Source organism: Pantoea brenneri, assembly GCF_038594305.1.
GTDB lineage: Bacteria > Pseudomonadota > Gammaproteobacteria > Enterobacterales > Enterobacteriaceae > Pantoea > Pantoea brenneri.
Genome location: NZ_JBCGBG010000003.1, coordinates 244,531 through 271,400 on the forward strand (window position 1 = coordinate 244,531; position 26,870 = coordinate 271,400).

Genomic DNA, 26,870 nt, shown 5'->3' on the forward strand with positions numbered 1-26,870 from the left:
GATGAAACCCATTATCCCGCTTGTTCTGATGCTGCTGCTGAGCGGCTGTACTGTTGGTCCCGACTACCAGCGCCCCGCGATGGCGATACCGATTCACTATAAAGAGGCCAAAGGCTGGCAGCAGGCGACGCCGCGCGATCAGCAGGGCAAAGGCGAATGGTGGGCGGTTTATCACGACGCCACCCTGAGCGGCCTGCTTAGCCAGGTGAGTATCTCGAACCAGAACGTCGCCAATTATGCGGCGCAGTACCGTCAGGCGCAGGCGCTGGCGAGCGAGTCACGCGCCGCGCTGTTTCCGTCACTGGGTTATGACAGCAGCGTGACGCGCAGCGGCAGCCACGCCACCAGCAGCAGCGCCCGCACCACCAGCAGCAGCCATCAGGCCGAACTGAGTGCCAGCTGGGAGCTGGATCTGTGGGGCAAACTGCGTCGCACGCTGGAAGAGAATCGCGCCAGCGCGGCGGCCAGCGCGGCGGAACTGGCCAATATCACCCTTAGCGCCCAGTCTGAACTGGCGCAGGACTATTTCCAGCTGCGTTTTATCGACCAGAAAATTGCGCTCTATCAGCAGAGCGTGGCGGCCTACCAGCGCTACCTAAAGGTGATCACTAACCAGTATCAGGCTGGCACGGCGTCGCTCGCTACCCAGGCACAGGCGCAGATGCAGCTGGAGAGCGCCAGCGCCTCGGCGCAGGATTATCAGTGGCAGCGTGCCCAGATGGAACACGCCATCGCGCTGCTGGTGGGCAAAGCGCCGGCGGACTTCAGCCTGCCTGCCGCGCCGTTGCACGCCACGCTGCCCACGGTGCCGGCCGGGCTGCCGAGCCAGCTGTTGCAACGCCGTCCTGATATCGCCTATGCCGAACGTAACATGGCGGCCGCTAACGCCGCGGTTGGCGTGGCGGTGGCTGGTTACTATCCGGATCTCACCCTCAGCGCCAGCGGCGGCGTCAGTTCATCGGCGCTGCATTCGCTGTTCTCATTGCCCAACCGCGTCTGGTCGCTGGGGCCGGAGCTAAGCGGCACGCTGCTCGACTTTGGCGCCACCTCGGCGCAGGTTGATCAGGCACGTGCCAGCTGGGATGCCAGCGTCGCCAGCTATCGTCAGACGGTATTAGCAGCGTTACAGGAGGTGGAAGATCAGCTGGTGGAACTCAACACCCTGCAGGGCGAGATTGCGGCCCAGCAGCGCGCAGCCGTGGCGGCTCAGACATCAGCGCGGGTGACGCGCAATCAGTATGAGGCCGGGATGATCGACTATCTCGACGTGGCCACCACCGAAAACAGCAGCCTGACCGAACAACAGAGTTTACTGACACTGCAAAGCACCCAGTGGGTCAGCAGCGTGGCGCTGATTGCCGCGCTGGGCGGTGGCTGGCAGACACCCTGATTACGGCGGATAATTCTGTTGTCGAACTGCGTCAAATCCTGCATCGTGAGGGGCTATTTTTCACGATGCTAAGGAGCAGGCATGGTATTCACATTATTGCGTCTGGTATTCCGCCTGTTATGGCGGGTCGAACTGCGCGGCGACGTTGCCGAACTGCATAAGCAGAAGGTATTGATCACGCCGAACCATATGTCGTTTCTCGACGGCATATTGCTGGCGTTATTTTTGCCGATTAAGCCGGTTTACGCGGTCTATTCAACCATCAGCGAAAGCTGGTTTATGCGGCTGGTTAAACCCTTTATCGACTATGTGCCGCTCGATCCCACTAAGCCGATGGCGCTGAAACAGCTGGTGCGGCTGATCGACAGCGGCCGCCCGGTGGTGATCTTCCCGGAAGGACGGATCACCGTGACCGGATCGCTGATGAAAATCTACAGCGGGGCCGGATTTGTCGCGGCGCGATCTGGCGCTAACGTGGTACCGATGCGGATTGAAGGGGCGGAGTTTACGCCGTTTGGCCGACTGGCGGGTGTATTTAAACGCCGCCTGTTTCCGCGCATCACCCTCAGCATTCTGCCGGCGACCCGTATCCCGATGCCGGAAGCGAAACGCGCCCGCGATCGGCGGATACTGGCGGGCGAACATCTGCATCATGTGATGATGGAAGCCCGCATGGCGGTACGCCCGCGTGAAACTCTGTTTGAAGCCTTTCTCGCGGCCCGTTCACGCTACGGTGCCTTCAGGCGCTGCATCGAAGATGTCAATTTCAAGCCCGACAGCTATAACGGCTTGCTGAAGAAATCGCTCGGCGTCGGCCGTATTCTTGAACGCTACAGCCAGCCGCGCGAAGTGGTCGGGTTGCTGCTGCCAAACACCACCGTCACCGCGGCGGCGATTTTCGGTGCCTCGCTGCGTGGTCGGGTACCGGCGATGCTCAACTACACCGCGGGCGTCAACGGCATGCGGGCTGCCCTGACTGCGGCGCAGATTAAAACCGTCTTCACCTCGCGTCAGTTCCTCGATAAAGGTAATTTGTGGCATCTGCCGCAGGGACTCGACGAGGTGCAGTGGATCTATCTGGAAGATCTGAAAGATACGGTGACGCTACAGGACAAACTGTGGATTGTCGGCCATCTGCTGATGCCTCATCGCGCTCAGCTGCCCCAGCAGCCGGAAGACGCGGCGATGGTGCTGTTCACCTCTGGCTCAGAAGGCAACCCTAAAGGGGTGGTGCATTCGCATAAAAGCCTGCTGGCGAACGTCGAACAGATTCGCACCGTGGCCGACTTTACCCCGCGTGACCGCTTTATGTCGGCGCTGCCGCTGTTCCACGCCTTTGGCCTGACCGTCGGCCTGTTTACGCCGCTGATGACCGGCGCGCAGGTGTTTCTCTATCCCAGCCCGCTGCACTACCGCATCGTGCCGGAGCTGGTCTATGACCGAAACTGCACCGTACTGTTTGGTACTTCGACCTTCCTTGGCAACTATGCCCGCTTTGCTGCCCCTTACGACTTTGCCCGCCTGCGCTATGTGGTGGCCGGAGCCGAGAAGCTGCAGGAAAACACCCGCCAGCTCTACATGGAAAAATATGGCATTCGCATCCTCGAAGGCTATGGGGTAACCGAATGCGCGCCAGTGGTGGCGATTAACGTGCCGATGGCGGCGAAAGCGCACACCGTGGGACGCATTCTGCCGGGGATGGATTCGCGACTGATGTCGGTGCCGGGCATTGAGCAGGGCGGACGGCTGCAGCTGCGCGGCCCGAACGTAATGAAAGGCTATCTGCGGGTTGAAAATCCCGGCGTGCTGGAAGTGCCGGTCGCCGACGATGGTGAAGGCAATCAGGAAGCGGGCTGGTATGACACCGGCGATATCGTCAGCTTTGATGAGGCGGGCTTCTGCCAGATTCAGGGACGCGCCAAACGCTTCGCCAAGATCGCTGGCGAGATGGTGTCGCTGGAGATCGTCGAGCAGATCGCCCTGAAAGCGTCGCCGGACAAACAACATGCCGCCTCGCTGCGGCCGGATGGTCAGCGTGGCGAGGCGCTGGTGCTGTTTACCACCGACAGCGAACTGGCGCGTGATGGCCTGCAAAAAGCCGCCCGTGAGCTGGGTGCGCCGGAGCTGGCATTGCCGCGTGATATCCGGGTGATGAAGCAGTTGCCACAGCTCGGCAGCGGCAAACCGGATTACGTGACGCTGAAAAAACTGGCTGAAGAGGAGCAGGCATGAACATCGAACGGGATGCGCCGCTGATGTCGCGCGGCATGATCGCGGTGATCGTGGCCCAGTTCTTTTCGGCATTCGGCGATAACGCGCTGCTGTTTGCCACGCTGGCGGTGCTGAAAAGCCAGTACTATCCCGACTGGAGCCAGCCGGTGTTGCAGATGCTGTTTGTCGCGACCTACATTCTGCTGGCCCCGTTTGTCGGGCAGATGGCCGACAGCATGGCGAAAGGGCGGGTGATGATGATCGCCAACAGCCTGAAACTGCTGGGCGCGCTGGCGATCTGCTTCGGCTTCAACCCGTTCCTTGGCTATACCCTGGTAGGAGTCGGTGCTGCGGCCTACTCACCGGCGAAATATGGCATCCTCGGTGAAATCACCCACGGCGGAAAGCTGGTGAAAGCCAACGGGCTGATGGAGGGTTCAACCATCGCCGCCATTCTGCTTGGCTCGGTGGCGGGCGGTATGCTGGCTGACTGGCACCTGCTGGCCGCGCTGGGACTCTGCGCCGTCACCTACGGCATCGCGGTGGTGGCCAACCTGTTTATCCCGAAACTGCAGGCGGCGCGTCCGGGGCAAAGCTGGCAGATCGCCGCCATGCTGCGCAGCTTTTTCCGTGCGGCAGCGGTGCTATGGCGTGACGCCGAAACGCGCTTTTCACTGCTCGGCACCAGCCTGTTCTGGGGCGCGGGCGTCACGCTGCGTTTCCTGCTGGTGCTGTGGGTGCCGGTGGCGCTGGGCATCAATGACAACACCACGCCGACCACCCTGAATGCGATGGTGGCGATCGGTATCGTGCTGGGTGCGGCCGCGGCCGCAAAACTGGTGACGCTGGAGACGGTGCGCCGCTGTATGCCTGCCGGGGTGCTGATTGGCGTCATGGTGGTGGTCTTCTCGCTGCAGCATACCCTGCTGAATGCCTATCTGCTGCTGATGGTGATTGGCGCGCTGGGAGGCTTCTTTGTGGTGCCGCTGAATGCGCTATTGCAGGCACGCGGTAAAGAGAGCGTCGGCTCGGGAAATGCGATTGCGGTGCAGAATCTCGGAGAGAACAGCGCGATGCTGCTGATGCTGGGGCTCTATACGCTGGCGATTAAAGCCGGTGCGCCGGCGGTGGCGACCGGTATCGGTTTTGGCGTGCTGTTTGCGCTGGCCATCGCGCTGTTGTGGCTATGGCGACCGGCTAAGCGCTAATCCGCTGGCCGCCTCCTGCCATCGCAGGCAGAGAGGCGGCTACGCCGCCGTTGTCAGTTAGCGACGAACGGCAATGGCCTCAATTTCAATCTTCACATCTTTCGGCAGACGCGCTACTTCGACACAGGACCGGGCCGGGAACGCCGCCTGATGCTCGGTGAAGAACGCTTCATAGGCCGCATTCACCGTAGCGAAATCATTCAGATCCTTGACGAAAACCGTGGTTTTCACGATATCTCCGACCTGCAGGCCAGCCGCTTCAACAATCGCTTTTACGTTATCCAGTGACTGACGCGCCTGGGCGGTCACATCATCGGCCACCAGGCCAGTGGCGGGATCGACCGGAATCTGGCCGGAGGTGATGATCATGCTGCCGAGATCGACACCCTGAACATAAGGGCCGATAGCGGCAGGGGCTTTTTCGGTACTGATTTCACGAGACATTATTGCTCCTTGAATAAGACAGTAGGGCGGTGAGCCCGCCGGTGCTGACCATTATAGGGTTGGCCGGAACGATTACCAGTGACCCAGCACCACATGGCGCGCGAACTCTTTTTCACAATATTTGCACTTCAGGTGGACATCATCGGCGCGCTGCTTGACCGCAAAACTGGAGAAGACCGGCTCGCTGCGGCTGATGCAGTTGCTGTTCGGGCAGGTCAGCACCCGCTCAACGTGCTCCGGCAGCGTCGGGGCGATCTTCGCCACCACTTCATAATCGTCGATGCGGTTGACCGTGGCATGCGGTGCATAGACCGCCAGCTGATTGACCTGATCGTCGGTCAGAAAGGTGTTTTCAATCTTGATCAGATCCTTACGCCCCATCTCACCTGACGGCAGATTCAGGCCAATGGTGATGCGCTGATCGGTTTCGGTCAGACGGAACAGAGAGAGCAGCTTAAAGCCGACCTGCGCCGGGATATGGTCGATGACCGTGCCGCGCTTGATCGCTTCGACCTGCAATTTGTTGTCATGTGTCATCTGAGGATCTCCTTACAGGGCGAGTTCGCTGTTTAATACTAACGCCAGCAGAGCCTGGCGGGCGTAGATGCCGTTCCCGGCCTGCTGGAAGTACCAGGCGTAAGGGGTTTTATCGACATCGGTAGTGATTTCGTCGATGCGCGGCAGCGGATGAAGCACTTTCATGTTGTCACGTGCCGTCGCCAGGTCGGACGCCCGCAGAATAAACTGCGCTTTGACGTTGGCATATTCCGACGGGTCGAGACGCTCTTTCTGTACCCGCGTCATGTAGAGAATGTCGAGCTGCGGCATCACCTCTTCAAAGCTGTCGTGCCGTGACCAGACAATGTTTTTCTCATCCAGCATATCGGTGATGTAAGCCGGCATCGCCAGCGCATCAGGGGCGATAAAGAAGAAGCGGTTGCCGTCAAACTTCGCCAGCGCCTGGGTCAGGGAATGGACGGTGCGGCCATATTTCAGGTCGCCGACCATCGCCACATTCAGCTGGTTCAGGCGACTCTGGGTCTCCTGAATGGTGAAGAGATCGAGCAGCGTCTGGGTCGGATGCTGGTTGGCACCGTCACCGGCGTTGAGAACCGGCACGCCGCCGGAGAACTCGGTCGCCAGCCGCGCCGCACCCTCCTGCGGATGACGCATCACAATCGCATCGACATAGGTGCTGATCACCGAAATGGTGTCGGCCAGAGTTTCGCCCTTTTTCCCCAGCGAGGTGTTGCTGCCGTCGGCAAAACCTACCGCCGATGCGCCGAGCCGATGAATCGCCGTTTCAAACGACAAGCGGGTGCGGGTCGAGGCTTCAAAGAAGCAGCTGGCGATCACGTTGTGCTTCAGCAGTTCCGGCTGCGGATGCGCTTTGAGCTGTGCAGCGGTATGCAGCACCAGTTCCAGCTCGTCACGGCTGAGGTCGTTGATCGAAATAATGTGCTTGCGATATAGCGGGTTAGCCATAGCTTTCTCCTCTGCGCGGCCGGATTGCGGACAAAAAAAAGCCCCTGCTTAAGGGGCTTTTTTATGATCGGGTCGATGACCGAAAGAAACAGCGGCGCCGCCTGCGGTCAGGCGTGATTGAGCGTCAAATTGTCCGCTGCGCTGTAGCATATTTCCTCCGGCAAATTGTGGCGCATTATACCCATTCGCGGCCGGGCAGCAAGGAAAAATCGTGCCCGAGGGAATCGTTTGCGCCCGCTCCGGCACGGCCTGACTGGCACGCAGACAGACCGGCAATCTGACGCAGCGGGTCAGCGCTGACCGAGCGTCGCCACCATCACCGCTTTGATGGTGTGCATGCGGTTTTCCGCCTGATCAAACACGATGCTGTGCGGCGACTCAAACACCTCGTTGCTCACTTCCATGCCATTATGCAGATCGTACTGTTCCGCCATCTGCCGGCCCAGCGTGGTCTGATCGTCATGGAAAGCGGGCAGACAGTGCAGGAACTTCACCTCAGGATTGTGGGTCAGATCGAGCATCGCCTGGTTGACCTGATAATTTCGCAGCAGGGCGATGCGCTCTTCCCACACTGCTTTGGCTTCGCCCATCGATACCCAGACGTCGGTGTAGATGAAGTCAGCGCCGTTGACGCCGTCGGCAATATTATCGGTGAGGGTAATTTTACCGCCGGTCTGCTGCGCGACTTTGCGACACTGTTCTACCAGCGCGGCCTCTGGCCAGCAGCTTTGCGGTGCCACCAGCCGCAGATCCAGCCCGACCAGCGCCGCCGCTTCCAGCATGGTGTTGCCCATGTTGTTACGCGCATCGCCGACGTAGACCAGCGTCATCTGGCTGAGCTTTTTACCCGGCAGGTGCTCCTGCATTGTCAGCAGATCGGCCAGTAACTGGGTCGGATGAAACTCCGTGGTCAGGCCGTTCCACACCGGCACGCCAGCATGCTCAGCCAGGGTTTCCACCAGCGCCTGGCCGTAACCGCGATACTGAATGCCATCGTACATCCGGCCCAGCACCCGCGCAGTATCGCGCATCGACTCTTTATGGCCAATCTGGCTGCCGCTTGGGCCGAGATAAGTAACGTTAGCGCCCTGATCGTAAGCGGCAACTTCGAAAGAGCATCGGGTACGGGTCGAGTCTTTTTCGAAGATGAGCGCGATGTTTTTGCCTTTCAGGGAGGGGACTTCACTGCCACTTTTTTTAGCGTGTTTTAATTCAGCCGCAAGGCTAAGCAGGTAATCAATTTCGGCCGGGGTAAAATCCAGTAGCCTGAGGAAATGGCGCTGATACAGCTGACTCATACAACACTCCGGTAACCATATAAAGTGAATTAAAATTCAATCTAACCGGATGAATATGCATTTTCAAGCCCGATGAGAATAAACTTTTCGTTTTGTGTAGTGGCGCGACAGGCAGTGTGGGAAAATAATTGTTTATTGCCGAACTCAGAGAGGACATCGTCATGGCATATGAAGCATTATTGGAAGAGCAGCGTGAAGAGACGCGCCTGATCATTGAAGAGCTGCTGGAGGATGGCAGCGATCCCGATGCGCTTTATACCATCGAGCACCATCTCTCGTGCAACAACTTCGATTCACTGGAAAAGGCCGCGGTTGACGCCTTTAAGCTGGGTTATGAAGTGACCGAGCCGGAAGAGCTGGAACTGGAAGATGGTACCACCGTGATGTGCGTTGACATCATCAGCGAATCGGCGCTCAAGCCAGAGCTGATTGATGTGCAGGTTGAGCAACTGGTGAACCTGATCGGTAAATACAATGTCGACTACGACGGCTGGGGCACCTACTTCGAAGACCCGGACGCCGAAGATGAAGATGACGAAGACGCCATCGACGATGAAGATGATAACGGCGTTCGCCACTAAGTCGCGCAGGGCGGGGAATTCTCCGCCTCTCTTCTTTTCCAGCCTCGTTTTAACACCATGAACTACGCACCGTTACTTGAACCGATTTATCAGTTTCTGCACTGCCGTACGCCCCAGGCCTGGATTGATGAGGCGCGTAAACCGGAAAATCTGACCCTGTTATTAACCGATCACCTGGTGTGCGAGCTGAAAGCCGCGCAGACCGCGGTGTGGTTGATCCGCAAATATGTGGCCGACAAACCCAGCGGTGAGGCGATTCTCGGCTGGCTGAAACCGTACGAAGATTTTATCTTCCGCGAAGATGGCGACAGCGACTTTATCAATGCGCATAAAAATCTCACCAAACGCATCATCGTCCGTAATGAACTGCCGTGGGCGGATGATCTGGTGGAAAAGATGGTGCTGCTGATTAAAGAAGAGCTGCATCACTTTTATCAGGTATGGGAAATTATGCAGTCGCGCGGGCTGGTCTATCAGAAGATCACGTCCAGCCGCTACGCGAAATCGCTGCTGCGTGAGGTCACCACCCATGAGCCAGAGACGCTGGTGGATAAGCTGATTTGCGGTGCCTATATTGAAGCGCGATCCTGTGAGCGGTTTGCCAGTCTGGCGCCGTGGCTGGATGCGGATCTGGAGAGCTTTTATATCTCACTGCTGCGATCGGAAGCGCGTCACTATCAGGACTATTTAACCCTGGCGGCCCGAATATCCGCGAAGGATATCGCGCCCAGGGTACAGGCGATCGGGGCAACCGAAGCGCGCTTAATCAGCGAACCGGACAGCGAACTACGTTTTCACAGCGGGTTACCGGCATTCTGATAAAAGTAAACGGCGCTGTTACGGCGGCCGTTTATTTTTTTAAATTGAACCGGTTTGATTTAGTTAATAATAATCATGTAAACGTTAATTATTAAGTTAATGCGGCTTAGTAACTTTCGCTAAATATTATTTGCGTCATCCCTCACAGAATGTTTTTTCTCTGCTGTTTTTTCTCTGCGGAATAAGTATATTGCCCTTGCCGAATTAGGGTTGTTATTATTTTAAGCAAAACCTGATTTACACTTTCTCTTTGCCAGAGAGGGAGTGTGAATCAGGTTTTTTTTTGCGCCTGGTACAGACGGAAAACAGGTCAGACACCTTATTCCGGACTGACAATTTTGCTAACACGCATTTAATGGAAGGAGTCTTAAAATGAGGGGAAGGACCTGTATTCTGTTATTTATTCCACTGTTTTTTCCGCCGTCTGTGGCGTGGGCCGATTATTCCGATGCGCCTGCGCTCTCTGACAATGCTTTCCTGCACGATTCGCAGCTCGATCTCAGGCTGCGCAATTACTGGAAATATCTCAAGGAAAACGCAACACACCCTACCACCGTTCATAACGCCTGGGGGCAGGCGGCAAGTCTGGATTATCGTTCCGGCTATCTGTGGGACTGGCTGGGTTTCGATGCAACCTATACCCGCGTGATCAGGCTGGGGGCCAGCGATAACTTTGCCTCGCGCGGTCTGCTTTACGACAGCGGCGGTAATCAGCAAAAAGCGGACGCACACGGCTTTAGCAAGTTTGGCCAGCGCTATCTGAAAGTGAAACTGGGCGACAGGCAGGCGGGGTTCGAAGGGAAAGCGGGCTGGCAGGAGTTAAAAAACATTGGCGTGCTGACCAACACTAACCGCCTGTCGCGTAACAGTTACTCAGGCTATAGCGGCGCGCTGAACCTGCAGAATGTGCGGCTGGATTTGGCTTATGTGACCAAAACGATACGCCACGATTCGCCGGACAGCATTGCCCTGCAAACCCAGGATAAACGAACCATTGCGGCGATCTATACTGGCGCACTGAGCTATACCGGTGACCGTGGACGGCTCGCCTACGCATTTGGCGAAGCGCAGGATTACCAGCGGCGTCATGTTATCGAAGCGAGTTACTCGCTCTCGCCGCACTGGCGTCTCTCCTCGCAAATTTATGGCAGTCAGGGGCTGGAAAATTATAAAAATATGGCGGCCAGCAAAAGATCGTTCGACGATCGTGCCTGGCACTATGTCGGCGAAGCTGACTGGATTAACGATGGATGGACACAAAAACTGGCTGCCGCCTGGACCTCGGCGCCCAAACATAATGCGGTGGGATATTATGCGCGGCCGCTGACAAAAAATACCCGCGGGCGTTTTACCTCACTCACCTCTGCCGGGAAAGATTATACCCGTGATAAAGAACTGGCCCTGGTGGCGCAGACGGAGTTTGAAATTTCAAAAGGCATTTTTAGTGGGTTTCAGATTAACTATGGGCAGTTTAAATACCGTAATGCGCATATACGTTCGGGAGAAATTGCGCTGATTAATCGCTTTATCGAACCTCATCCAGCCCTGAAAAATCTCTCCATCTCTACGCTGTTCGGTTATGGCTGGTCATATAAGAATAATAAAGAAACGCCGCTATTTAATGCGCAAGGAAACGCTATGCGTTCTCCCTGTCTTTCGGCCGAAATCGCGATTGAGTATAAATTAAACCTGTTCAAATAAGGAAAATAGCATGAAGAAAATAGTTAAAGCGTTGCTGATTTTTGTGGCAATTGGGGCCGGTGCAGGCGAAGCCTTCGCTGCCGATGTGACAATCTTTGTTACGCGGCATGGCAAAACGATGTTTAACACGGTTCAGCGCGTGCAGGGATGGGCAGATACGCCGCTAACGCCAGCGGGCGTGGAGGTAGCGGAAAAGCTGGGACGTGGCCTGCAGACGGTGCCGTTTATCGCCGTCTGGTCCAGCGATGCAGGCAGGGCGAGACAAACCGCGCAGCTTGTGATGCACGGATGGAAAGCGCCGCTGCCGTTAAACGAGCTGAAAGGGTTGCGGGAAGTGGGCTTTGGACTGTATGAGGGCGATCTGGATAAGAACATGTGGGATGCCGTCGCCCGTCAGGCTGGTTATGCCTCTGAAGCGGCAATAATGAAGGCGTTTGCCGCAGGCAAGGTTCATATCGACCAGATGATCGACACGATCCGGCAGGTGGAAGCAGCCGGCACGTCGTCACTGGCAGGCATTAAATCAGCAGGGATGGCCGAAAGCTATCAGCAGGTGGCGAAGCGTATGGTGGATAGCCTGACCCGGATAGCGCAGCAGGCACAACAGCAGGGCGGCGGTAACGTTCTGGTGGTGACGCACGGCATGGCGATTGCGACGCTGCTGATGGCGCTGGGTGATACCACGTTAAACCAGCCGCTGCAAAATGCGAGCGTGACCCGGCTGCGCTATACCGACAGCGGGGAGTTCGTGATTGAATCCATCAACGACATGAGTTACGTCGGGCGCGGCTCATAACGTTCGCAACATGCGCACTTCACAGTCTGTATGGCCTGTGCAGCCTAATGCGCTGTCGATCAGCTCAAAGCCCAGCGACTCATAGAGCCTGATAGCGCGCGTCAGGCTACTGGTGGTTTCCAGATAGCAGCGGCGGAAGCCGCGCTGGCGCGCATGTTCCATCGCTCTTAGCGCCAGTTCGCGCGCCACGCCGAAGCCGCGCACTTCTGGCAGGAAATACATCTTCTGCAGCTCGCAGATATCGGGCGCGCTGCAGGCGAGCGGGGCGACGCCGCCGCCACCGACCACTTTACCCTGATGCTCCACAATCCAGTAGGCGCTGTGCTCGGCACTGTACAACTCGAACAGGTGGTCGAGCTGCGGGTCGGATACGGTGTATCCTTTATCAGCCGTCAGGCCGAACTCCGCTGAAACGTCGCGGATGACCTGGGCGATATGCGGATTGTCGGCGGCAGTAATCGGCCGCACCTGCAGATCAAGGCGCGTGGTGGTGGGTGTCGTCATCATCTCTTCCGGATTTGTACGAGGATCAATAAAAAAGCCGGGCGAGCCCGGCTTTATGAATAAGCTGTCAGCTACGACGCTTACAATGCCGCAATCACTGCCTGCTGTTCAATCAGTTTTGCTTTTGATTGTTGCAGTTCGGCGACGCGTTCACGCTCTTTCACCACCACCGCTTCCGGCGCGCGGGAGACAAAGCCTTCGTTGGCCAGCTTGACCTGAATCTTGTCGATTTCGACCTCCAGTTTAACCAGCTCTTTCGCCAGTCGCTCCAGTTCGGCAGTTTTATCCACCAGGTCAGCCATCGGGATCAGTAGCTCAGCGCCTTCAACGATTTTGGTCACCGAGACCGGGCCTTTCTCGCCAGCCGGCAGAATGGTCAGGCTTTCCAGACGCGCCAGGCGCGACAGGAAGTTACGGTTTGCTTCTACCCGACGCAGTGCCGCTGGTGAGCAGTCACGCAGCAACACATCCAGCGGTTTGCTCAGCGCGATGTTCATTTCGGCACGAATATTACGCACCGCCACGATCGCCTGTTTCATCCACTCAATATCCGCTTTCGCTTCGGCATCCTCTTTCGCCGCATCAAACTGCGGGAAAGGTTGCAGCATGATGGTGTCGTCGCTGATGTTTTTCAGTCCCTTCACGCGCTGCCAGATGGTTTCAGTGATAAACGGAATAATCGGGTGCGCCAGACGCAGCAAGCCTTCCAGCACGTTTACCAGCGTATGGCGGGTGCCACGCAGTTCCGCTTCGTTACCGCTGTTCATCACCGGCTTGGTCAGCTCCAGGTACCAGTCACAGAACTGGTTCCAGGTGAAGTCATACAGCAGGTTAGCAGCGATATCGAAACGGTAGCTGTCGAGCGCGTCACGGTAGGCTTTCACCGTGCTGTTGAACTCGGTCAGGATCCAGCGATCTGCCAGCGACAGCGTCATTTCGCCACCGTTCTGGCCGCAATCCTGATCTTCGGTGTTCATCAGCACAAAGCGGCTGGCGTTCCACAGCTTGTTACAGAAGTTGCGATAACCTTCCAGGCGCTTCATGTCCCAGTTGATGTCGCGACCGGTTGAGGCGAGGGCGGCGAGGGTGAAACGCAGCGCATCGGTGCCTGACGGCTCAATGCCGTTCGGGAACTGCTTCTCGGTGCGTTTGCGGATCTTCTCGGCCAGCTGCGGCTGCATCATATTGCCGGTGCGTTTTTCCAGTAGCGCTTCCAGCGAAATGCCGTCAACCATATCCAGCGGGTCAATCACGTTGCCCTTGGATTTTGACATCTTCTGGCCTTCTTCATCACGAATCAGACCGGTCATGTAGACGGTTTTAAACGGCACCTGCGGTTTGCCATCTTCATCTTTGATGAAGTGCATGGTCAGCATGATCATGCGGGCAATCCAGAAGAAGATGATGTCGAAGCCGCTCACCAGCACGCTGGTCGGGTGGAAGGTGCGCAGTGCTTCGGTATTTTCCGGCCAGCCAAGAGTGGAGAACGTCCACAGGCCAGAGGAGAACCAGGTATCCAGCACGTCGTCATCCTGACGCAGCGCCACATCGGCGGCCAGGTTGTTTTCAGCGCGGACTTCATCTTCGGTGCGGCCAACATAGACGTGACCGTCGTTGTCGTACCAGGCCGGGATGCGGTGACCCCACCACAGCTGACGAGAGATACACCAGTCCTGAATATCACGCATCCAGGAGAAGTACATGTTTTCGTACTGCTTCGGCACAAACTGAATGTCACCGTTTTCAACCGCTTCGACCGCCACTTTCGCCAGCGGAGCGGTGCGCACGTACCACTGGTCAGTCAGCATCGGTTCAATCACCACGCCACCCCGATCGCCATAAGGTACGGTCAGGTCGTGCGGTTTGATCTCTTCGAGCAGGCCAAGCTGATCGACGGCAGCGACGATCGCTTTACGTGCCGCAAAACGTTCCATCTTCTGGAACGCGGCCGGGATCTCATCTGAGCAGGCATCGCTGACTTCGCCGTTGGTGTCATACACCTGGGCGCGCTCGCGGATATCGCCGTCAAAGGTCAGGATGTTGATCATCGGCAGCTTGTGACGACGACCGACTTCGTAGTCGTTAAAGTCATGTGCCGGGGTGATCTTGACGCAGCCGGTGCCTTTTTCCATGTCAGCATGTTCATCGCCAACAATCGGGATCAGACGGCCAACCAGCGGCAGCATGACAAATTTGCCAATCAGATCTTTGTAGCGCGGATCTTCCGGATTGACCGCCACGCCGGTATCGCCCAGCAGGGTTTCCGGACGAGTGGTGGCGACCACCAGATAATCTTTACCGTCAGCCGTTTTGGCACCGTCGGCCAGCGGATAGCGGATGTGCCACATAGAGCCTTTGCTCTCGCGGTTTTCCACTTCCAGGTCAGAGATGGCAGTGCGCAGCTTCGGATCCCAGTTCACCAGGCGTTTGCCACGGTAAATCAGGTTCTCTTTGTACAGGCGGACGAACACCTCTTTCACCGCGTTGGACAGACCTTCGTCCATGGTGAAACGCTCGCGCTCCCAGTCTACAGAGTTGCCGAGACGGCGCATCTGACGGGTGATGGTGCCGCCGGATTCCGCTTTCCACTGCCAGATTTTGTCAATGAACGCATCACGGCCATAATCCTGGCGCGTTTTGCCCTCTTCAGCCGCAATCTTGCGCTCAACCACCATCTGCGTGGCGATGCCCGCGTGGTCGGTACCGGCCTGCCACAGGGTATTTTTCCCCTGCATGCGCTGGTAGCGAATCATGGTATCCATGATGGTTTGCTGGAAGGCGTGACCCATGTGCAAGCTACCGGTGACGTTCGGCGGCGGGATCATGATGCAAAAGCTTTCCTGGCTGGTATCGCCATTCGGTTTGAAGTAGCCCTGCTTTTCCCAATGCTCGTAAAGCGGCTGCTCGATATCTTGCGGGTTATATGTCTTTTCCATTTCTGCTATGTCGTTTGCGGCTGTGGCGGCGTTGCCGTATTCAATTGGAAACCAACGCTGCGGTACGCTTTATAGCGGTCGCGCGCCAGCTGTTTGAGAGATTCTTCGTAAGGAACGAAGTCTATCACTTCATGGAAAGCAGTAGCAAAATCTGCGAACTGTGGCAGCAGGCTAATTAACAGGTCGCGGGGCGAACTGCCGCGACGCTGCGGCCAGGCCAGTTCAACCGGCGCGCCGTAGCGCGGGCCTTCACCGGCGAGGTTATGCGGCACGAAGGCATTCGCCGGACGTTGCCACAGCGCTTCGTCGAGACGAATCGCCTGCTGCTCATCTTCACAGGCGATCAACACCCGCTTTCCGGCCCGCCAGCGTGTTTCCGCCAGATTGCACACCAGCGCTTCGATGGCGCTCAGGCCGTCGCTCGGTGCATCGGTTTCCAGCACGTAGAAGGTTGCGTTTTTCATCAGCTTGCTCGTCAGAAGATCAAGGGCGGAATCTCATCCGCCCTTGTAGTCAGCATTGCGGCGATCAGTCGTCGCCGTTCAATCCTGCCCGATTCAACAGAAACTGCGACAGCATCGGCACCGGACGGCCGGTGGCGCCTTTGGCTTTGCCTGAACGCCAGGCCGTACCCGCGATGTCGAGGTGCGCCCAGTTATATTTGCGGGCAAAGCGCGCCAGGAAGCAGGCGGCGGTAATCGCTCCGCCAGGCCGGCCGCCAATGTTAGCCATGTCGGCAAAGTTGGACTCCAGCTGCTCCTGATACTCGTCCGCCATCGGCAGACGCCAGGCGCGGTCGCCCGATTGCTCAGAGGCGCTGATCAGCTCATGCGCCAGCGGATTGTGGTTCGACAGCAGGCCGCTGACGTGGTGGCCCAGCGCAATCACGCAGGCACCGGTCAGGGTCGCGACGTCAATCACCACTTCCGGATCGAAACGTTCAACGTAGGTCAGCGCATCGCACAGCACCAGACGGCCTTCGGCATCGGTATTCAGCACTTCCACCGTCTGGCCAGACATGGTGGTCAGCACGTCGCCCGGACGCATCGCCCGACCATCCGGCATGTTTTCACAGCCGGCCAGCACGCCGACCACGTTGAGCGGCAGGTTAAGCTCGGCGACCATGCGCATCACGCCATACACCGAGGCCGCGCCGCACATATCATATTTCATTTCGTCCATGCTGTCGGACGGCTTAATCGAGATGCCGCCGGAGTCGAATGTCAGGCCTTTACCGACCAGCACAATCGGCCGCGCGTCGGCATCCGGGTTGCCTTTGTACTCAATCACCGACATCAGCGATTCGTTTTGCGAACCGGCACCTACCGCCAGATAGGCATTCATGCCCAGCTCTTTCATCTGCTGTTCGCCGATGACGCGGGTCGTGACATTTTTGCTGAAGGCATCCGCCAGCTGACGCGCCTGCGAGGCAAGATAGGCGGCGTTACAGATGTTTGGCGGCATATTGCCGAGATCTTTCGCCGCTTTCATGCCAGCAGCAACCGCCAGGCCATGCTGAATGGCGCGCTCGCCGCTGGTCAGTTCACGGCGGGTCGGCACGTTAAACACCAGCTTACGCAGCGGACGGCGCGGCTCGGCCTTGTTGCTCTTCAGCTGATCGAAGTTATACAGCGCCTCTTTTGAGGTTTCGACCGCCTGACGCACTTTCCAGTAGGTGTTACGGCCTTTGACGTGCAGTTCAGTCAGGAAGCAGACCGCTTCCATTGAGCCGGTATCGTTCAGCGTATTGATGGTTTTCTGAATCACCTGCTTGTACTGACGCTCGTCCAGCTCGCGCTCTTTGCCGCAGCCAATCAGCAGAATACGCTCAGACAGGATGTTTGGCACATGATGCAGCAGCAGTGTCTGGCCCACTTTTCCTTCCAGCTCGCCACGGCGCAGCAGGGCGCTGATATAGCCGTCGCTGATTTTATCCAGCTGTTCGGCAATCGGTGACAGACGACGCGGTTCGAAAACGCCAACGACAATGCAGGCACTGCGCTGTTTTTCCGGGCTTCCGCTTTTTACACTGAACTCCATGCACTCTCCTGAATCTTAAAGACAACGGCCGCTGCTGCCGCTAGAATGTAGCGCGCTCATGACCCATTTATTCATCACGGCAGCATGACATTCTGCCGCTGGAGGTCATAATGAATCAGGGTGACAAGATGTTGTTTTTCCACCACCCAAGCGCGTTTGTCATACAATTTTAGCTACGATGACGGCCATTGATGAAGAAAAATGGCAAATAAGCGTTGAAACTAGCGATTTTCCTGCAAAAAGACAAGTTTTCACAGGCGTACTAAGCGTGATCATCATTAGATATCTGGTTCGGGAAACGCTCAAAAGCCAGCTGGCTATCCTCTTCATCCTGCTATTGATCTTCTTTTGCCAGAAGTTAGTCAGGATTTTAGGAGCCGCGGTGGATGGCGAAGTGCCGACAAACCTCGTTCTGACACTGTTAGGACTCGGCGTGCCTGAAATGGCACAACTTATACTGCCCTTAAGTCTGTTTCTGGCGATCCTGATGACGCTGGGACGACTCTATACGGAAAGTGAAATTACCGTCATGCACGCCTGCGGCCTGAGTAAAGCGGTGCTGGTCAAGGCGGCGATGGTCCTGATGCTGTTTACGTCGCTGGTGGCGGCGGTGAACGTTATCTGGCTCGGTCCCTGGTCATCCCGTTATCAGGATGAAGTGACCCAGAACGCCAAAGCCAACCCTGGCACGGCGGCGCTGGCGGCCGGGCAGTTCCAGACCTCCAGCGATGGCAGCGCCGTGCTGTTCATTGAGGATGTCAAAGGCAACCAGTTCGGCAACGTGTTCCTGGCGCAGTTACGGCCAAAAGGCAACGCGCGGCCTTCGGTGGTGCTGGCTGACAGCGGACATATGGAACAGCATAAAGACGGTTCGCAGGTGGTGACGCTGGATAAAGGTACCCGCTTTGAGGGCACCGCGCTGCTGCGCGACTTCCGCATCACTGACTTCACCAATTATCAGGCGCTGGTGGGCTACAAAGAGGCCACGCTGGACCCTAACGATGCGGAACAGTCGAGCTTTACCGGCCTGTTCGGCAACGACTCGCCGACTTTCCGCGCCGAACTGCACTGGCGTATGACGCTGGTGTTTTCGGTGCTGGTGATGGCGCTGATGGTGGTGCCGCTCAGCGTGGTCAATCCACGTCAGGGCCGGGTGTTGTCGATGCTGCCCGCGATGCTGCTCTATCTGATCTTCTTCCTGCTGCAAAGCTCGCTGAAGTCGAGCGGGGCGAAAGGGCGGCTCGATCCGGCCGTCTGGATGTGGGTAGTGAATATCGGCTATCTGCTGCTGGCGGTGCTGCTTAACCTGTGGGATACGGTGCCGATGCGTCGGGTCCGTGCCCGCTTCACACGCGGAGGATCGGTCTGATGTTTCGCGTACTTGACCGCTATATCGGCAAAACCATCTTCAATACCATCATGCTGACGCTGTTCATGCTGGTGTCGCTCTCCGGCATCATCAAGTTCGTCGATCAGCTGCGTAAAACCGGTCAGGGCAGCTACAGCGCGCTCTCGGCCGGTTATTACACCCTGCTCAGCGTGCCGAAAGATATTGAGATCTTCTTCCCGATGGCGGCGCTGCTGGGCGCACTGCTGGGGCTGGGGACGCTGGCACAGCGCAGTGAGCTGGTGGTGATGCAGGCCGCCGGTTTCACCCGCATGCAGGTGGCGTTGTCGGTGATGAAAACCGCGATTCCGCTGGTGCTGCTGACCATGGCGATTGGCGAATTTGTTGCGCCGTCGGGCGAGCAGTTGGCGCGTAACTATCGGGCGCAGCAGTTGTATGGCGGGGCGCTGGTGTCGACGCAAAATGGCCTGTGGGCGAAAGATGGCAACAACTTCATCTACATTGAGCGCATCAAAGGCGACAATGAGATTGATGGCGTCAGCATCTACAGCTTTAACGATCAGCGTCGGCTGCAGAGCGTTCGCTATGCCGCGACCGCGACCTGGGATGCGGCGAAAAAGCACTGGGCGCTGTCACAGGTGGATGAGTCGAACCTGACCGATCCGAAGCAAATCACCGGTTCGCAGAGCCTGGGCGGCGAGTGGAAAACCAACCTGACGCCGGACAAGCTGGGCGTGGTGGCGCTCGACCCGGATGCGCTTTCGATTCGCGGCTTGTATAACTACAGCAAGTATCTGAAGCAGAGCGGCCAGGAGTCCGGGCGTTATCTGCTGAATATGTGGAGCAAAATCTTCCAGCCGCTGTCGGTGGCGGTGATGATGCTGATGGCGCTGTCGTTTATCTTTGGTCCGCTGCGCAGTGTGTCGATGGGCGTGCGGGTGGTAACCGGCATCAGCTTTGGCTTTCTGTTCTATGTGCTCGACCAGATCTTTGGCCCGCTGAGCCTGGTTTACGGTCTGCCGCCGATCATGGGGGCCATTCTGCCGAGCTTCGCCTTCTTCGCCATCAGCTTGTTTATGCTGATCAAGCGGCGCTAAGCGAGCACCGCAACTGAAAAAGGCCGCGTTTGCGGCCTTTTTTGTTTTTTAAGCTGCAGACGAATGCTGCCATCGCTTTAGATTCAGCGGTCTGGCAGTAGTGGTTTCAGCGGCTGTGATTGCCTGTACGCTACGGCGCTGATCTATTTAACCTGCAGGCTCAGGCTCAGGCTCAGGCTCAGGCTCAGGGAACATACGCCTTTCGCAAAGACACAAAAACGCCATCCGTGGCGGGCTCAGCGCAGGCCATCCGTGGCCCGCGATGCTTTGCTGCAGGCGTATGTTCCCATCGCTTTAGGTTTGTCAGCGGTCTGGACGTTACGGTTTCAGCGGCTGTGATTGCCTGTACGCTACGGCGCTGATCTGTTTAACCTGCAGGCTCAGGCTCAGGCTCAGGGAACATACGCCTTTCGCAAAGAGACAAAAACGCCATCCGTGGCGGGCTCAGCGCAGGCCATCCGTGGCCCGCGATGCTTTGCTGCAGGCGAATATTCCCGTCGCTTTAGGTTTGTCAACGGTCTGGCAGTAGCAGCGACTTTATGCCGCGCTGACCGTCTGTTCAGGGCTTATGGCCGGGGAGTTTCTTTCAGTGTCGTGATGAGTTGCTCTCTGTTGAGTGCGACACAGTAGGCGGGTGTGGCACGCTCGAAACGCCAGCCTTCCGCTAACGCTCCTGCATCCACCGCATCAAATCCAAAGGCTTCATACAGCGCTATGGCGATGGCTTTGCCTTCGCGGTCATCGCCTGCCAGCGGTATCGCCCGACGATGAGCATCGCCTGCGGACACGCCCTGGGTTTCAAGATCGGTCATACGGATGGCATTGAAGGCCTTGGTGATCCGGCTGTTGGGCAACAGGCGAGCCAGCCGCTCGCTGGTGCTGATGCGGCCAGTGAGCAGTTCTTCAATTTCGCCATCGCGTTCGGGATAGTAATTGACCGCATCCAGCACGGTTTTACCCTGCAGCTCCGCTGCCGGAAGCTGCTCAAGCGCGGTGAGCGGCACGGCAATCACCACCACCTGGCCAAAGCGGGCAGCCTCGGCGGCGGTGCCGGTTTCGCAGCCAATCATCGGTTTCAGACTGAACAGCGTACGCGGATCGCGGGAATTGCTCAGCATCACCTGATGTCCCGCCTGAATCGCCAGTTTCGCTATTGCCCGGCCAACAAAGCCTGCGCCAATAATGCCTATTTTCATGGGGTGTTCCTCAATGTTGATCACACCCTGACCTTAATTAAAAACAATGGGTGAATAAATCGACAAACAGACGCAATATAAACAACCAACAGGAGGGAATCATGGATCGGCTTACCAGCATGAACGTGTTTGTCAAAGTCGCCGAGTCAGGCTCCTTCGCCGCCGCGGCCGGACAGTTGCAACTCTCACCGCAGATGGTGGCAAAGCACATTGCCACGCTTGAAAAGCATCTCGGCACGCTGCTGCTGCATCGCACCACCCGGCGACAAAGCCTGACGGATGTAGGGCGCAACTATTACGAACGCTGCAAAATTGTGGTGGCGGAAGCGCAGGAAGCCGATGCGATTGCGCTGGATATGCAGCGCCGACCGTCCGGGACGCTGAAGGTCAGCGCGCCGGTCACCTTTGGTTCTTTTAACCTCGCTCCGTTTGTCACCCGCTACCTGGGCCAGTTTCCCGAGATGGAAGTCGATCTTGAATTAAGCGATCGGCTGGTTGATCCGTTTGAAGAGGGCTATGAGGTGGTGATCCGGATTGGTGAATTAGCCGACAGTTCAATCATCGCCCATCCATTGCAGCCTTATCAGCTGATTGCCTGCGCATCGCCGGCCTATCTGGCGCGGCACGGGGTGCCCGCCACACCGGCTGAACTGGTGAAACATGCCTGTCTGGTGTATGGCATCTGGTCGCCGTCGAAACCCTGCCGCTGGGTGTTTACCCGGGCGGGTAAAACCGAAGAGGTGCATCCGCAGGGACGTATGCGATCGAATGACTGGAAAGCGCTGCTGCATGCGGCGCTGGAAGGCTATGGCATTACTCTCGGACCGGCCACCATTCTGGCTGAGGAGATCAGGCTGGGGCGGCTGGTGCAGGTGCTGCCCGATTATGCCGGGCCAGCGCGACCGATGAATCTGCTGATCCCGGCTGGCCGTCGGCAGACGGTGAAAATCCGCAGCTTTGTGAACGCCATCCTCGCTGAGTTTGGCCGCTACCCGCCGACGGCCGGCTCGCCCGGTGACTTAGCGCGACAGCAGCGGAATCAGCTGCGGCAGCTGTGACAGCAGATAGAGAATCAGGCCAATGGTGCCGCCAACCAGCGTGCCGTTGATGCGAATAAACTGCAGGTCTTTACCGATATTCAATTCGATCTGCTGCGACATATCGCGTGCATCCCAGCTCTTCACGGTATCGCTGATATGGCGCGTCAGGAAGCCAGCAAATTCCGGTGCCACGCTGCGCGCTGCCTGTTCGAGGTGCTGATTCATTGAGTCGCGCAGCGCCGGATCGGCGGCCAGGGTTTCGCCCAGCCACAGCGCCGCACCGCGCACTTTCTCCTGCACCCGCGAATCGTCGTTGCTGAGGTCGGCTTTCAGCCAGTTACGCATATCGTTCCACAGCTCGCCGATGTAGCGATTGAGCGTGGCATCCTCTTTCAGCCAGCTCTTGATCACCTCGGCGCGCTCCGCCATCTCCGGGTCGGTTTGCAGTTTGACGATCAGCCGATCCACCGCCCGGTTAAAGCCGAGACGCAGCTCGTGGCCCTGATCCAGCGCCACATCATCCAGCAGCGAATCGACCGCGTTCGCCACCAGTTCAGCACTGTGCTCGCCCAGCCACTCGGTCGGCAGCATTTTGGCTTTGATCGGATGTTCACGCTTCAGCCAGCGCACCAGTTGCTGCGCAATGAACTCGCGGGTTGAGGGCTTATGCAGCAGCGCCAGCAACTGTTCGATCGCCGCGTCCAGCAGCGCCTGATGCCGATTGTTTTTGGTCAGGCTCTCCAGGATCAGCGCGCTGGTCTGCGTCAGATCGACCTTATCGATGGCGCGATGCACTGCGCGGCGCATGAAGTTCTGAATACGCGTGTCATCGGTCAGATCGAGGAAGCCGCGCATCACCTGCAGCAGATGTCGGCCGATTCGGTCAGCATTGCCGGGCGCATTCAGCCATTGCGCCAGCAGGTGCGACGGATCGTGACGGCGTATCAGGCTGAGCAGCGAATCGGTATCGAGAAACTTCTCTTGCACGAAGCGGCCGAGATTCTCACCGATACGATCTTTGTTACGCGGGATAATCGCGGTATGACGCGAGATAAAGGGCACCGGCACCCGGCGAAACAGCGCCACTACCGCGAACCAGTCGGCCAGCGCACCGACCATTGCCGCTTCCGCTATCGCTTTCACGCCGCTGACCCAAAAGCCGGGCGGCAGAAACAGGGTGATGATGAAGGTCGCGGCAGCCAGTAACAGCAGCAGCAGCGCCAGACGTTTAGTCCGTTTCAGTTCGTGTTGTTTATCCATATCCTGATCTTAGCAGAGAGCGTTATCAGCGGCGACGGCCACCCAGCAGGCTGCCGAGCACGCCGCGGATGATCTGTTGGGTAATCTGTCGGGTCGCGCTTTTCGCCATGGTCTGAACCACGCCATCGTGCTTGCCGCCGCGTGGTCCGGTGCGGCCAAACAGAATCTCTTTCAGCCCACCGAGAATTCCCTCGTCGACCGCCACGCTGTTGCCTTTGGCAGGCGGCGCGTTGCTCTGTTCGCTGCTGGCCTGAAAGCCCTGTTGCAGCCGTTCAAACGCCGATTCACGATCGACGCCGCTGTCATATTTGCCGTACAGCGGTGAGTGGTTAATCAGGCCGTTGCGTTCATCTGCGGTCACCGGTCCCATGCGCGAGCCAGGCGCAATCACCATCGCCCGCTCTACCACGGACGGGCTGCCTTTAGCATCGAGAAAGGAGATCAGCGCTTCGCCAGTGCCCAGCGCCTGAATCGCTTCCACGCTGCTGAACGCCGGATTGGCGCGCAGGGTGTCGGCCGCCGTTTTGACCGCTTTCTGATCTTTCGGCGTGAAGGCGCGCAGGGCGTGCTGCACCCGGTTACCGAGCTGTCCCAGCACCCGATCCGGAATATCCTCCGGGTTCTGGGTGACAAACCAGACGCCAACGCCTTTGGAGCGAATCAGCCGCATCACCTGTTCAATTTTTTCCAGCAGCACCGGCGGCGCGTCGTTAAACAGCAGATGTGCCTCATCGAAGAAAAACACCAGCTTCGGCTGATCGAGATCGCCGGCTTCCGGCAGATGTTCATACAGCTCAGACAGCAGCCACAGCAGGCTGGTGGCGTAGAGCTTCGGCATCTGGTAGAGCTTCTCCGCCGAAAGAATATTGATGAAGCCTTTACCCTGATCGTCGACCCGCATCCAGTCGGCGATATCCAGCATCGGTTCACCGAAGAAGTGCTCCGCGCCCTGTTGCTCCAGCGCCAGCAGTCCGCGCTGAATCGCCCCAACCGAGGCGCTGTTAATGTTGCCGTATTGGGTCTGGAAGCTTTTGGCGTTATCACCGATGTACTGCGTCATGGCGCGCAGATCTTTGAAATCCAGCAGCAGTAAGCCCTGATCGTCGGCGATGCGGAAAATGATCTGCAGCACGCCGCTCTGTACTTCATTAAGGTTCAGCAGGCGCGCCAGCAGCAGCGGGCCGAGATCGGAGATGGTCGCCCGCACCGGGTGGCCTTTTTCACCGAAGATATCCCACAGCATCACCGGATTGGCCTGCGGCTGCCAGTCGGTAACGCCAATTTTCGCCAGCCGCTGCTGCAACTTTTCGCCCGACTCGCCTGCCATCGCGACGCCGGTCAAATCGCCTTTCACATCGGCCATAAATACCGGCACGCCAATCGACGAGAACGATTCTGCCAGCTTTTGCAGGGTGACGGTTTTACCGGTACCGGTCGCGCCGGTAATCAGACCGTGGCGATTGGCCATTTGCGGTAATAGATCGAGCTGAACGTCGGGCGTCCGGGCAATCAACAGGGGCGAAGTCATGATTTTCCACTCTCAGGCAACGGGTTATGCCTGAAGAATAGCAAGCGGGGCGGGGGAAAGCGGAGAAGATTTCACCGAAAAGCAGCCCGTTGCTCCGCAGAGCAACGGAGCCGGTTACTTCTGCACTTCTTCGAAATTGAGCAGGCTGACACCGATGCCCTGCTGCACGTTGCGGATGTTGCTGCGCACCGCCACCTGAGTGGCGCCCTGCAACATCACCACAAACGGCGACTGCTGCTGCAGCTGGGTTTGCAACTGTTGGTAGCGGCTGCGGCGTTTGACCGCATCGCTCTCACCGGCTGCAGCGCGGGTGGCCGCGCTCAGTTCAGGAATGGTCCAGCCGACGCGCCACGCCAGCGTTTTGCCGCCGCCCGGCACGTTATAGGCAAAGGTGCTGGCGTTGGTATTAGGATCGACGTAGTCCGCGCCCCAGTAAGAGAAGATCGCCTGGAAGTCACGGCTGCGCATTTTGCTCCACAGCTCCGATTCCGCCACCGGCTGGATATCCAGATTCACCTCCGCCTTCGCGAAGCTGGCCTGCAACGCCTGCGCCACGTCGATATACGGCGGTTGATTGACCACCGTCAGGGCAATGTGGGTGCCAGGCTTGATGCCGGCCTGTTGCAGAATCGACCGGGCTTTGTTCAGATCGTAATGGAACGGCGTGCGGGTAATCGCGCCATCAAAGCCCTCCGGCAGGAAGCTCTGATGAATGCGGTATTGCCCCTTTAACAGCTGATTCGCCAGGCTGTCATAATCGACCAGCCAGCGTGCTGCCTGCCATAACGCCGGATTGGCCAGCGCCGGTTGCTGCGGGCTTTGGGTATTAAAGCCGAGGTAGTAGATCAGGCTGGAGGGGAAGGCATCGACCCGGACATCCTTCACGCCTTTTACGGCAGCGATCTGATCCGGCCCGAGCTGGTAGGCGACATCCACATCCCCCTGCTGGATCAGCAGGCGGCGGGTTCCCGATTCGGCGACGCCTTTCAGCAGCACCCGCTTCAGATGCGGCTGTTGCGTACTGTACTGATTGGCTTCCAGCACCAGCGCCTGCAGCGGCACAAACTGTTTGATGGCATAGGCGGCACTGCCGGCGGAATGCGTTTTCAGCCAGCCATTGCCGTAGTCGTTGTTGGCGGCATGCTGTTGCGCCAGTTGGCTGTCGACCAGCGACGCCACCGGCGCGGTGAGCAGCCGCAGCGCCAGATCGCTGCCGATTTGTGCCGGCCAGCGCAGCTCAAGCTGGTGGTCGTTAATCACCGTAAACTGCTGGTCGATATTGTCCGGCGTCCAGCCAAACTCGCCCAGAATAAACGAGGGCGCTTTATTCAGCTTCACCGCGCGGGTTAACGAAAACACCACATCCTGGGCGGTCAGCGGATTGCCGCTGGCGAAATGGGCCTGCGGATTAAGATCGAATACCAGGCTATGCGGGGTATTGCCCGGCTGCCAGCGACTGGCCGCCAGCGGAGATAACTGCTGCGGATCCTGATGATTCGGTTCCAGCAGTGTTTGATAAATGTTACGCAGGCTGCTGGTGCTGATGGTTTCAAAACTTTCGGCCGGGTCAAAGCTGATAATGCCATCGAGCGGCACCGCAATCACCAGCGTATCGGCGGGCGTGGCGGCGTGCACCGGGTGAACCAGCGCCACTGCGGTCAGCAGTGACAGGAGCGTTTTGCGCATAAAGGGTTATCCTGAGTCGTTGATTCACCTACTCTATCTGGCGCGGTAAAAACTCAAAATGCCGGTTTGTTCTGAGCTTTGCACAATTATTGCCACGCCAGCTCGGGCATATGTCCAAATAACGATAATGACCTGCCGTGATTATTCTGGCGTAATTTTGTCCATTATTTAAATCATCCGGCTTACGCGCTGCCGATCACAATTTGCGCATGCGCTGATTGTCTGGCAATAAAAGTAAATATAATGTTGCCAATGAGAATAATTCTCTTGTATGGAAGTATGATATTTTTTTATCGGTTATT

The 26,870-nt window shown here is 57.6% G+C and carries 22 protein-coding genes; 10 read left to right on the forward strand and 12 right to left on the reverse strand.

Going from position 1 to position 26,870, the window contains the following annotated elements; all coding sequences use genetic code 11:
* Nucleotide 1 precedes the first annotated feature (1 nt).
* The 3 genes from AABB92_RS14715 (at nt 2) to lplT (ending at nt 4,809) form a co-directional block, all read left to right on the forward strand.
* The gene (locus tag AABB92_RS14715) at nt 2-1,390 is read left to right on the forward strand and encodes an efflux transporter outer membrane subunit (protein WP_046289166.1); all 1,389 of its coding nucleotides are present in this window, start codon (nt 2-4) and stop codon (nt 1,388-1,390) included.
* An 81-nt stretch (nt 1,391-1,471) separates the two neighbouring features.
* Nucleotides 1,472-3,622 (forward strand): bifunctional acyl-ACP--phospholipid O-acyltransferase/long-chain-fatty-acid--ACP ligase, encoded by a 2,151-nt coding sequence (gene aas / locus AABB92_RS14720; protein WP_031375830.1) that lies wholly within the window; start codon nt 1,472-1,474, stop codon nt 3,620-3,622.
* The gene (gene lplT / locus AABB92_RS14725) at nt 3,619-4,809 is read left to right on the forward strand and encodes a lysophospholipid transporter LplT (RefSeq protein ID WP_031375829.1); all 1,191 of its coding nucleotides are present in this window, start codon (nt 3,619-3,621) and stop codon (nt 4,807-4,809) included. The genes aas and lplT overlap by 4 nt, the downstream gene beginning before the upstream one ends.
* Nucleotides 4,810-4,866: 57 nt before the next feature.
* Here the strand turns inward: lplT and ridA are convergent, their stop codons facing one another.
* The 4 genes from ridA to argF form a co-directional block, all read right to left on the reverse strand.
* Nucleotides 4,867-5,253: a 2-iminobutanoate/2-iminopropanoate deaminase gene (ridA, locus tag AABB92_RS14730; protein WP_031375828.1), complete on the reverse strand. Its 387-nt coding sequence runs from the start codon at nt 5,251-5,253 to the stop codon at nt 4,867-4,869.
* Between the two features lie 72 nt (nt 5,254-5,325).
* A complete protein-coding gene (gene pyrI, locus AABB92_RS14735) occupies nt 5,326-5,790 on the reverse strand; it encodes an aspartate carbamoyltransferase regulatory subunit (RefSeq protein ID WP_031375827.1) in 465 nt (154 codons plus the stop codon).
* 12 nt (nt 5,791-5,802) lie between these two features.
* The gene (gene pyrB / locus AABB92_RS14740; protein ID WP_031375826.1) at nt 5,803-6,738 is read right to left on the reverse strand and encodes an aspartate carbamoyltransferase; all 936 of its coding nucleotides are present in this window, start codon (nt 6,736-6,738) and stop codon (nt 5,803-5,805) included.
* A gap of 290 nt (nt 6,739-7,028) precedes the next feature.
* Nucleotides 7,029-8,036, reverse strand: a complete 1,008-nt coding sequence (gene argF, locus AABB92_RS14745) for an ornithine carbamoyltransferase (RefSeq protein WP_031375825.1) — start codon at nt 8,034-8,036, stop codon at nt 7,029-7,031.
* A gap of 161 nt (nt 8,037-8,197) precedes the next feature.
* Here argF and rraB point away from each other — a divergent pair, with 161 nt between their 5' ends.
* The 4 genes from rraB to AABB92_RS14765 all read left to right on the forward strand — a co-directional run bounded on the left by rraB (nt 8,198) and on the right by AABB92_RS14765 (nt 11,933).
* A complete protein-coding gene (gene rraB / locus AABB92_RS14750; RefSeq protein WP_031375824.1) occupies nt 8,198-8,617 on the forward strand; it encodes a ribonuclease E inhibitor RraB in 420 nt (139 codons plus the stop codon).
* A 57-nt stretch (nt 8,618-8,674) separates the two neighbouring features.
* On the forward strand, nt 8,675-9,436 hold the full coding sequence (gene miaE, locus AABB92_RS14755; RefSeq protein WP_031375823.1) for a tRNA isopentenyl-2-thiomethyl-A-37 hydroxylase MiaE: 762 nt from the start codon (nt 8,675-8,677) through the stop codon (nt 9,434-9,436).
* 372 nt (nt 9,437-9,808) lie between these two features.
* Nucleotides 9,809-11,137 (forward strand): OprD family porin, encoded by a 1,329-nt coding sequence (locus AABB92_RS14760; RefSeq protein WP_031375822.1) that lies wholly within the window; start codon nt 9,809-9,811, stop codon nt 11,135-11,137.
* Between the two features lie 10 nt (nt 11,138-11,147).
* Nucleotides 11,148-11,933 (forward strand): histidine phosphatase family protein, encoded by a 786-nt coding sequence (locus AABB92_RS14765; RefSeq protein WP_031375821.1) that lies wholly within the window; start codon nt 11,148-11,150, stop codon nt 11,931-11,933.
* Here the strand turns inward: AABB92_RS14765 and AABB92_RS14770 are convergent.
* From AABB92_RS14770 to pepA, 4 genes are all read right to left on the reverse strand, one after another.
* Nucleotides 11,928-12,440 carry a GNAT family N-acetyltransferase gene (locus AABB92_RS14770; protein WP_371316231.1) on the reverse strand — a complete coding sequence of 171 codons (513 nt, stop codon included), beginning with the start codon at nt 12,438-12,440 and terminating at the stop codon, nt 11,928-11,930. The genes AABB92_RS14765 and AABB92_RS14770 overlap by 6 nt on opposite strands.
* Nucleotides 12,441-12,517: 77 nt before the next feature.
* Nucleotides 12,518-15,373, reverse strand: coding sequence for a valine--tRNA ligase (locus tag AABB92_RS14775; RefSeq protein WP_031375819.1), 2,856 nt, complete (start codon nt 15,371-15,373; stop codon nt 12,518-12,520).
* Nucleotides 15,374-15,378: 5 nt separating this feature from the next.
* Nucleotides 15,379-15,837, reverse strand: a complete 459-nt coding sequence (locus AABB92_RS14780; RefSeq protein ID WP_031375818.1) for a DNA polymerase III subunit chi — start codon at nt 15,835-15,837, stop codon at nt 15,379-15,381.
* A gap of 64 nt (nt 15,838-15,901) precedes the next feature.
* Nucleotides 15,902-17,413 (reverse strand): leucyl aminopeptidase, encoded by a 1,512-nt coding sequence (gene pepA / locus AABB92_RS14785; protein WP_031375817.1) that lies wholly within the window; start codon nt 17,411-17,413, stop codon nt 15,902-15,904.
* A 268-nt stretch (nt 17,414-17,681) separates the two neighbouring features.
* Here pepA and lptF point away from each other — a divergent pair, with 268 nt between their 5' ends.
* Both lptF and lptG read left to right on the forward strand, forming a co-directional pair.
* Nucleotides 17,682-18,782 carry an LPS export ABC transporter permease LptF gene (gene lptF, locus AABB92_RS14790; RefSeq protein WP_031375816.1) on the forward strand — a complete coding sequence of 367 codons (1,101 nt, stop codon included), beginning with the start codon at nt 17,682-17,684 and terminating at the stop codon, nt 18,780-18,782.
* Nucleotides 18,782-19,858: an LPS export ABC transporter permease LptG gene (lptG, locus tag AABB92_RS14795; RefSeq protein ID WP_046289167.1), complete on the forward strand. Its 1,077-nt coding sequence runs from the start codon at nt 18,782-18,784 to the stop codon at nt 19,856-19,858. The genes lptF and lptG overlap by 1 nt, the downstream gene beginning before the upstream one ends.
* 566 nt (nt 19,859-20,424) lie before the next feature.
* Here lptG and AABB92_RS14800 read toward each other — a convergent pair.
* On the reverse strand, nt 20,425-21,054 hold the full coding sequence (locus AABB92_RS14800) for an NADPH-dependent F420 reductase (RefSeq protein ID WP_031375815.1): 630 nt from the start codon (nt 21,052-21,054) through the stop codon (nt 20,425-20,427).
* Nucleotides 21,055-21,155: 101 nt separating this feature from the next.
* On the opposite strand from AABB92_RS14800, the gene AABB92_RS14805 reads away from it, so the two are divergent.
* The gene (locus tag AABB92_RS14805; protein WP_046289168.1) at nt 21,156-22,112 is read left to right on the forward strand and encodes a LysR family transcriptional regulator; all 957 of its coding nucleotides are present in this window, start codon (nt 21,156-21,158) and stop codon (nt 22,110-22,112) included.
* Here the strand turns inward: AABB92_RS14805 and AABB92_RS14810 are convergent.
* From AABB92_RS14810 to AABB92_RS14820, 3 genes are all read right to left on the reverse strand, one after another.
* Nucleotides 22,074-23,354 carry a DUF445 domain-containing protein gene (locus AABB92_RS14810; RefSeq protein WP_031375814.1) on the reverse strand — a complete coding sequence of 427 codons (1,281 nt, stop codon included), beginning with the start codon at nt 23,352-23,354 and terminating at the stop codon, nt 22,074-22,076. The genes AABB92_RS14805 and AABB92_RS14810 overlap by 39 nt on opposite strands.
* 25 nt (nt 23,355-23,379) lie before the next feature.
* Nucleotides 23,380-24,882: a helicase HerA-like C-terminal domain-containing protein gene (locus AABB92_RS14815; protein WP_031375813.1), complete on the reverse strand. Its 1,503-nt coding sequence runs from the start codon at nt 24,880-24,882 to the stop codon at nt 23,380-23,382.
* Between the two features lie 114 nt (nt 24,883-24,996).
* Nucleotides 24,997-26,568, reverse strand: a complete 1,572-nt coding sequence (locus tag AABB92_RS14820; RefSeq protein ID WP_046289169.1) for an ABC transporter substrate-binding protein — start codon at nt 26,566-26,568, stop codon at nt 24,997-24,999.
* Nucleotides 26,569-26,870 lie beyond the last annotated feature (302 nt).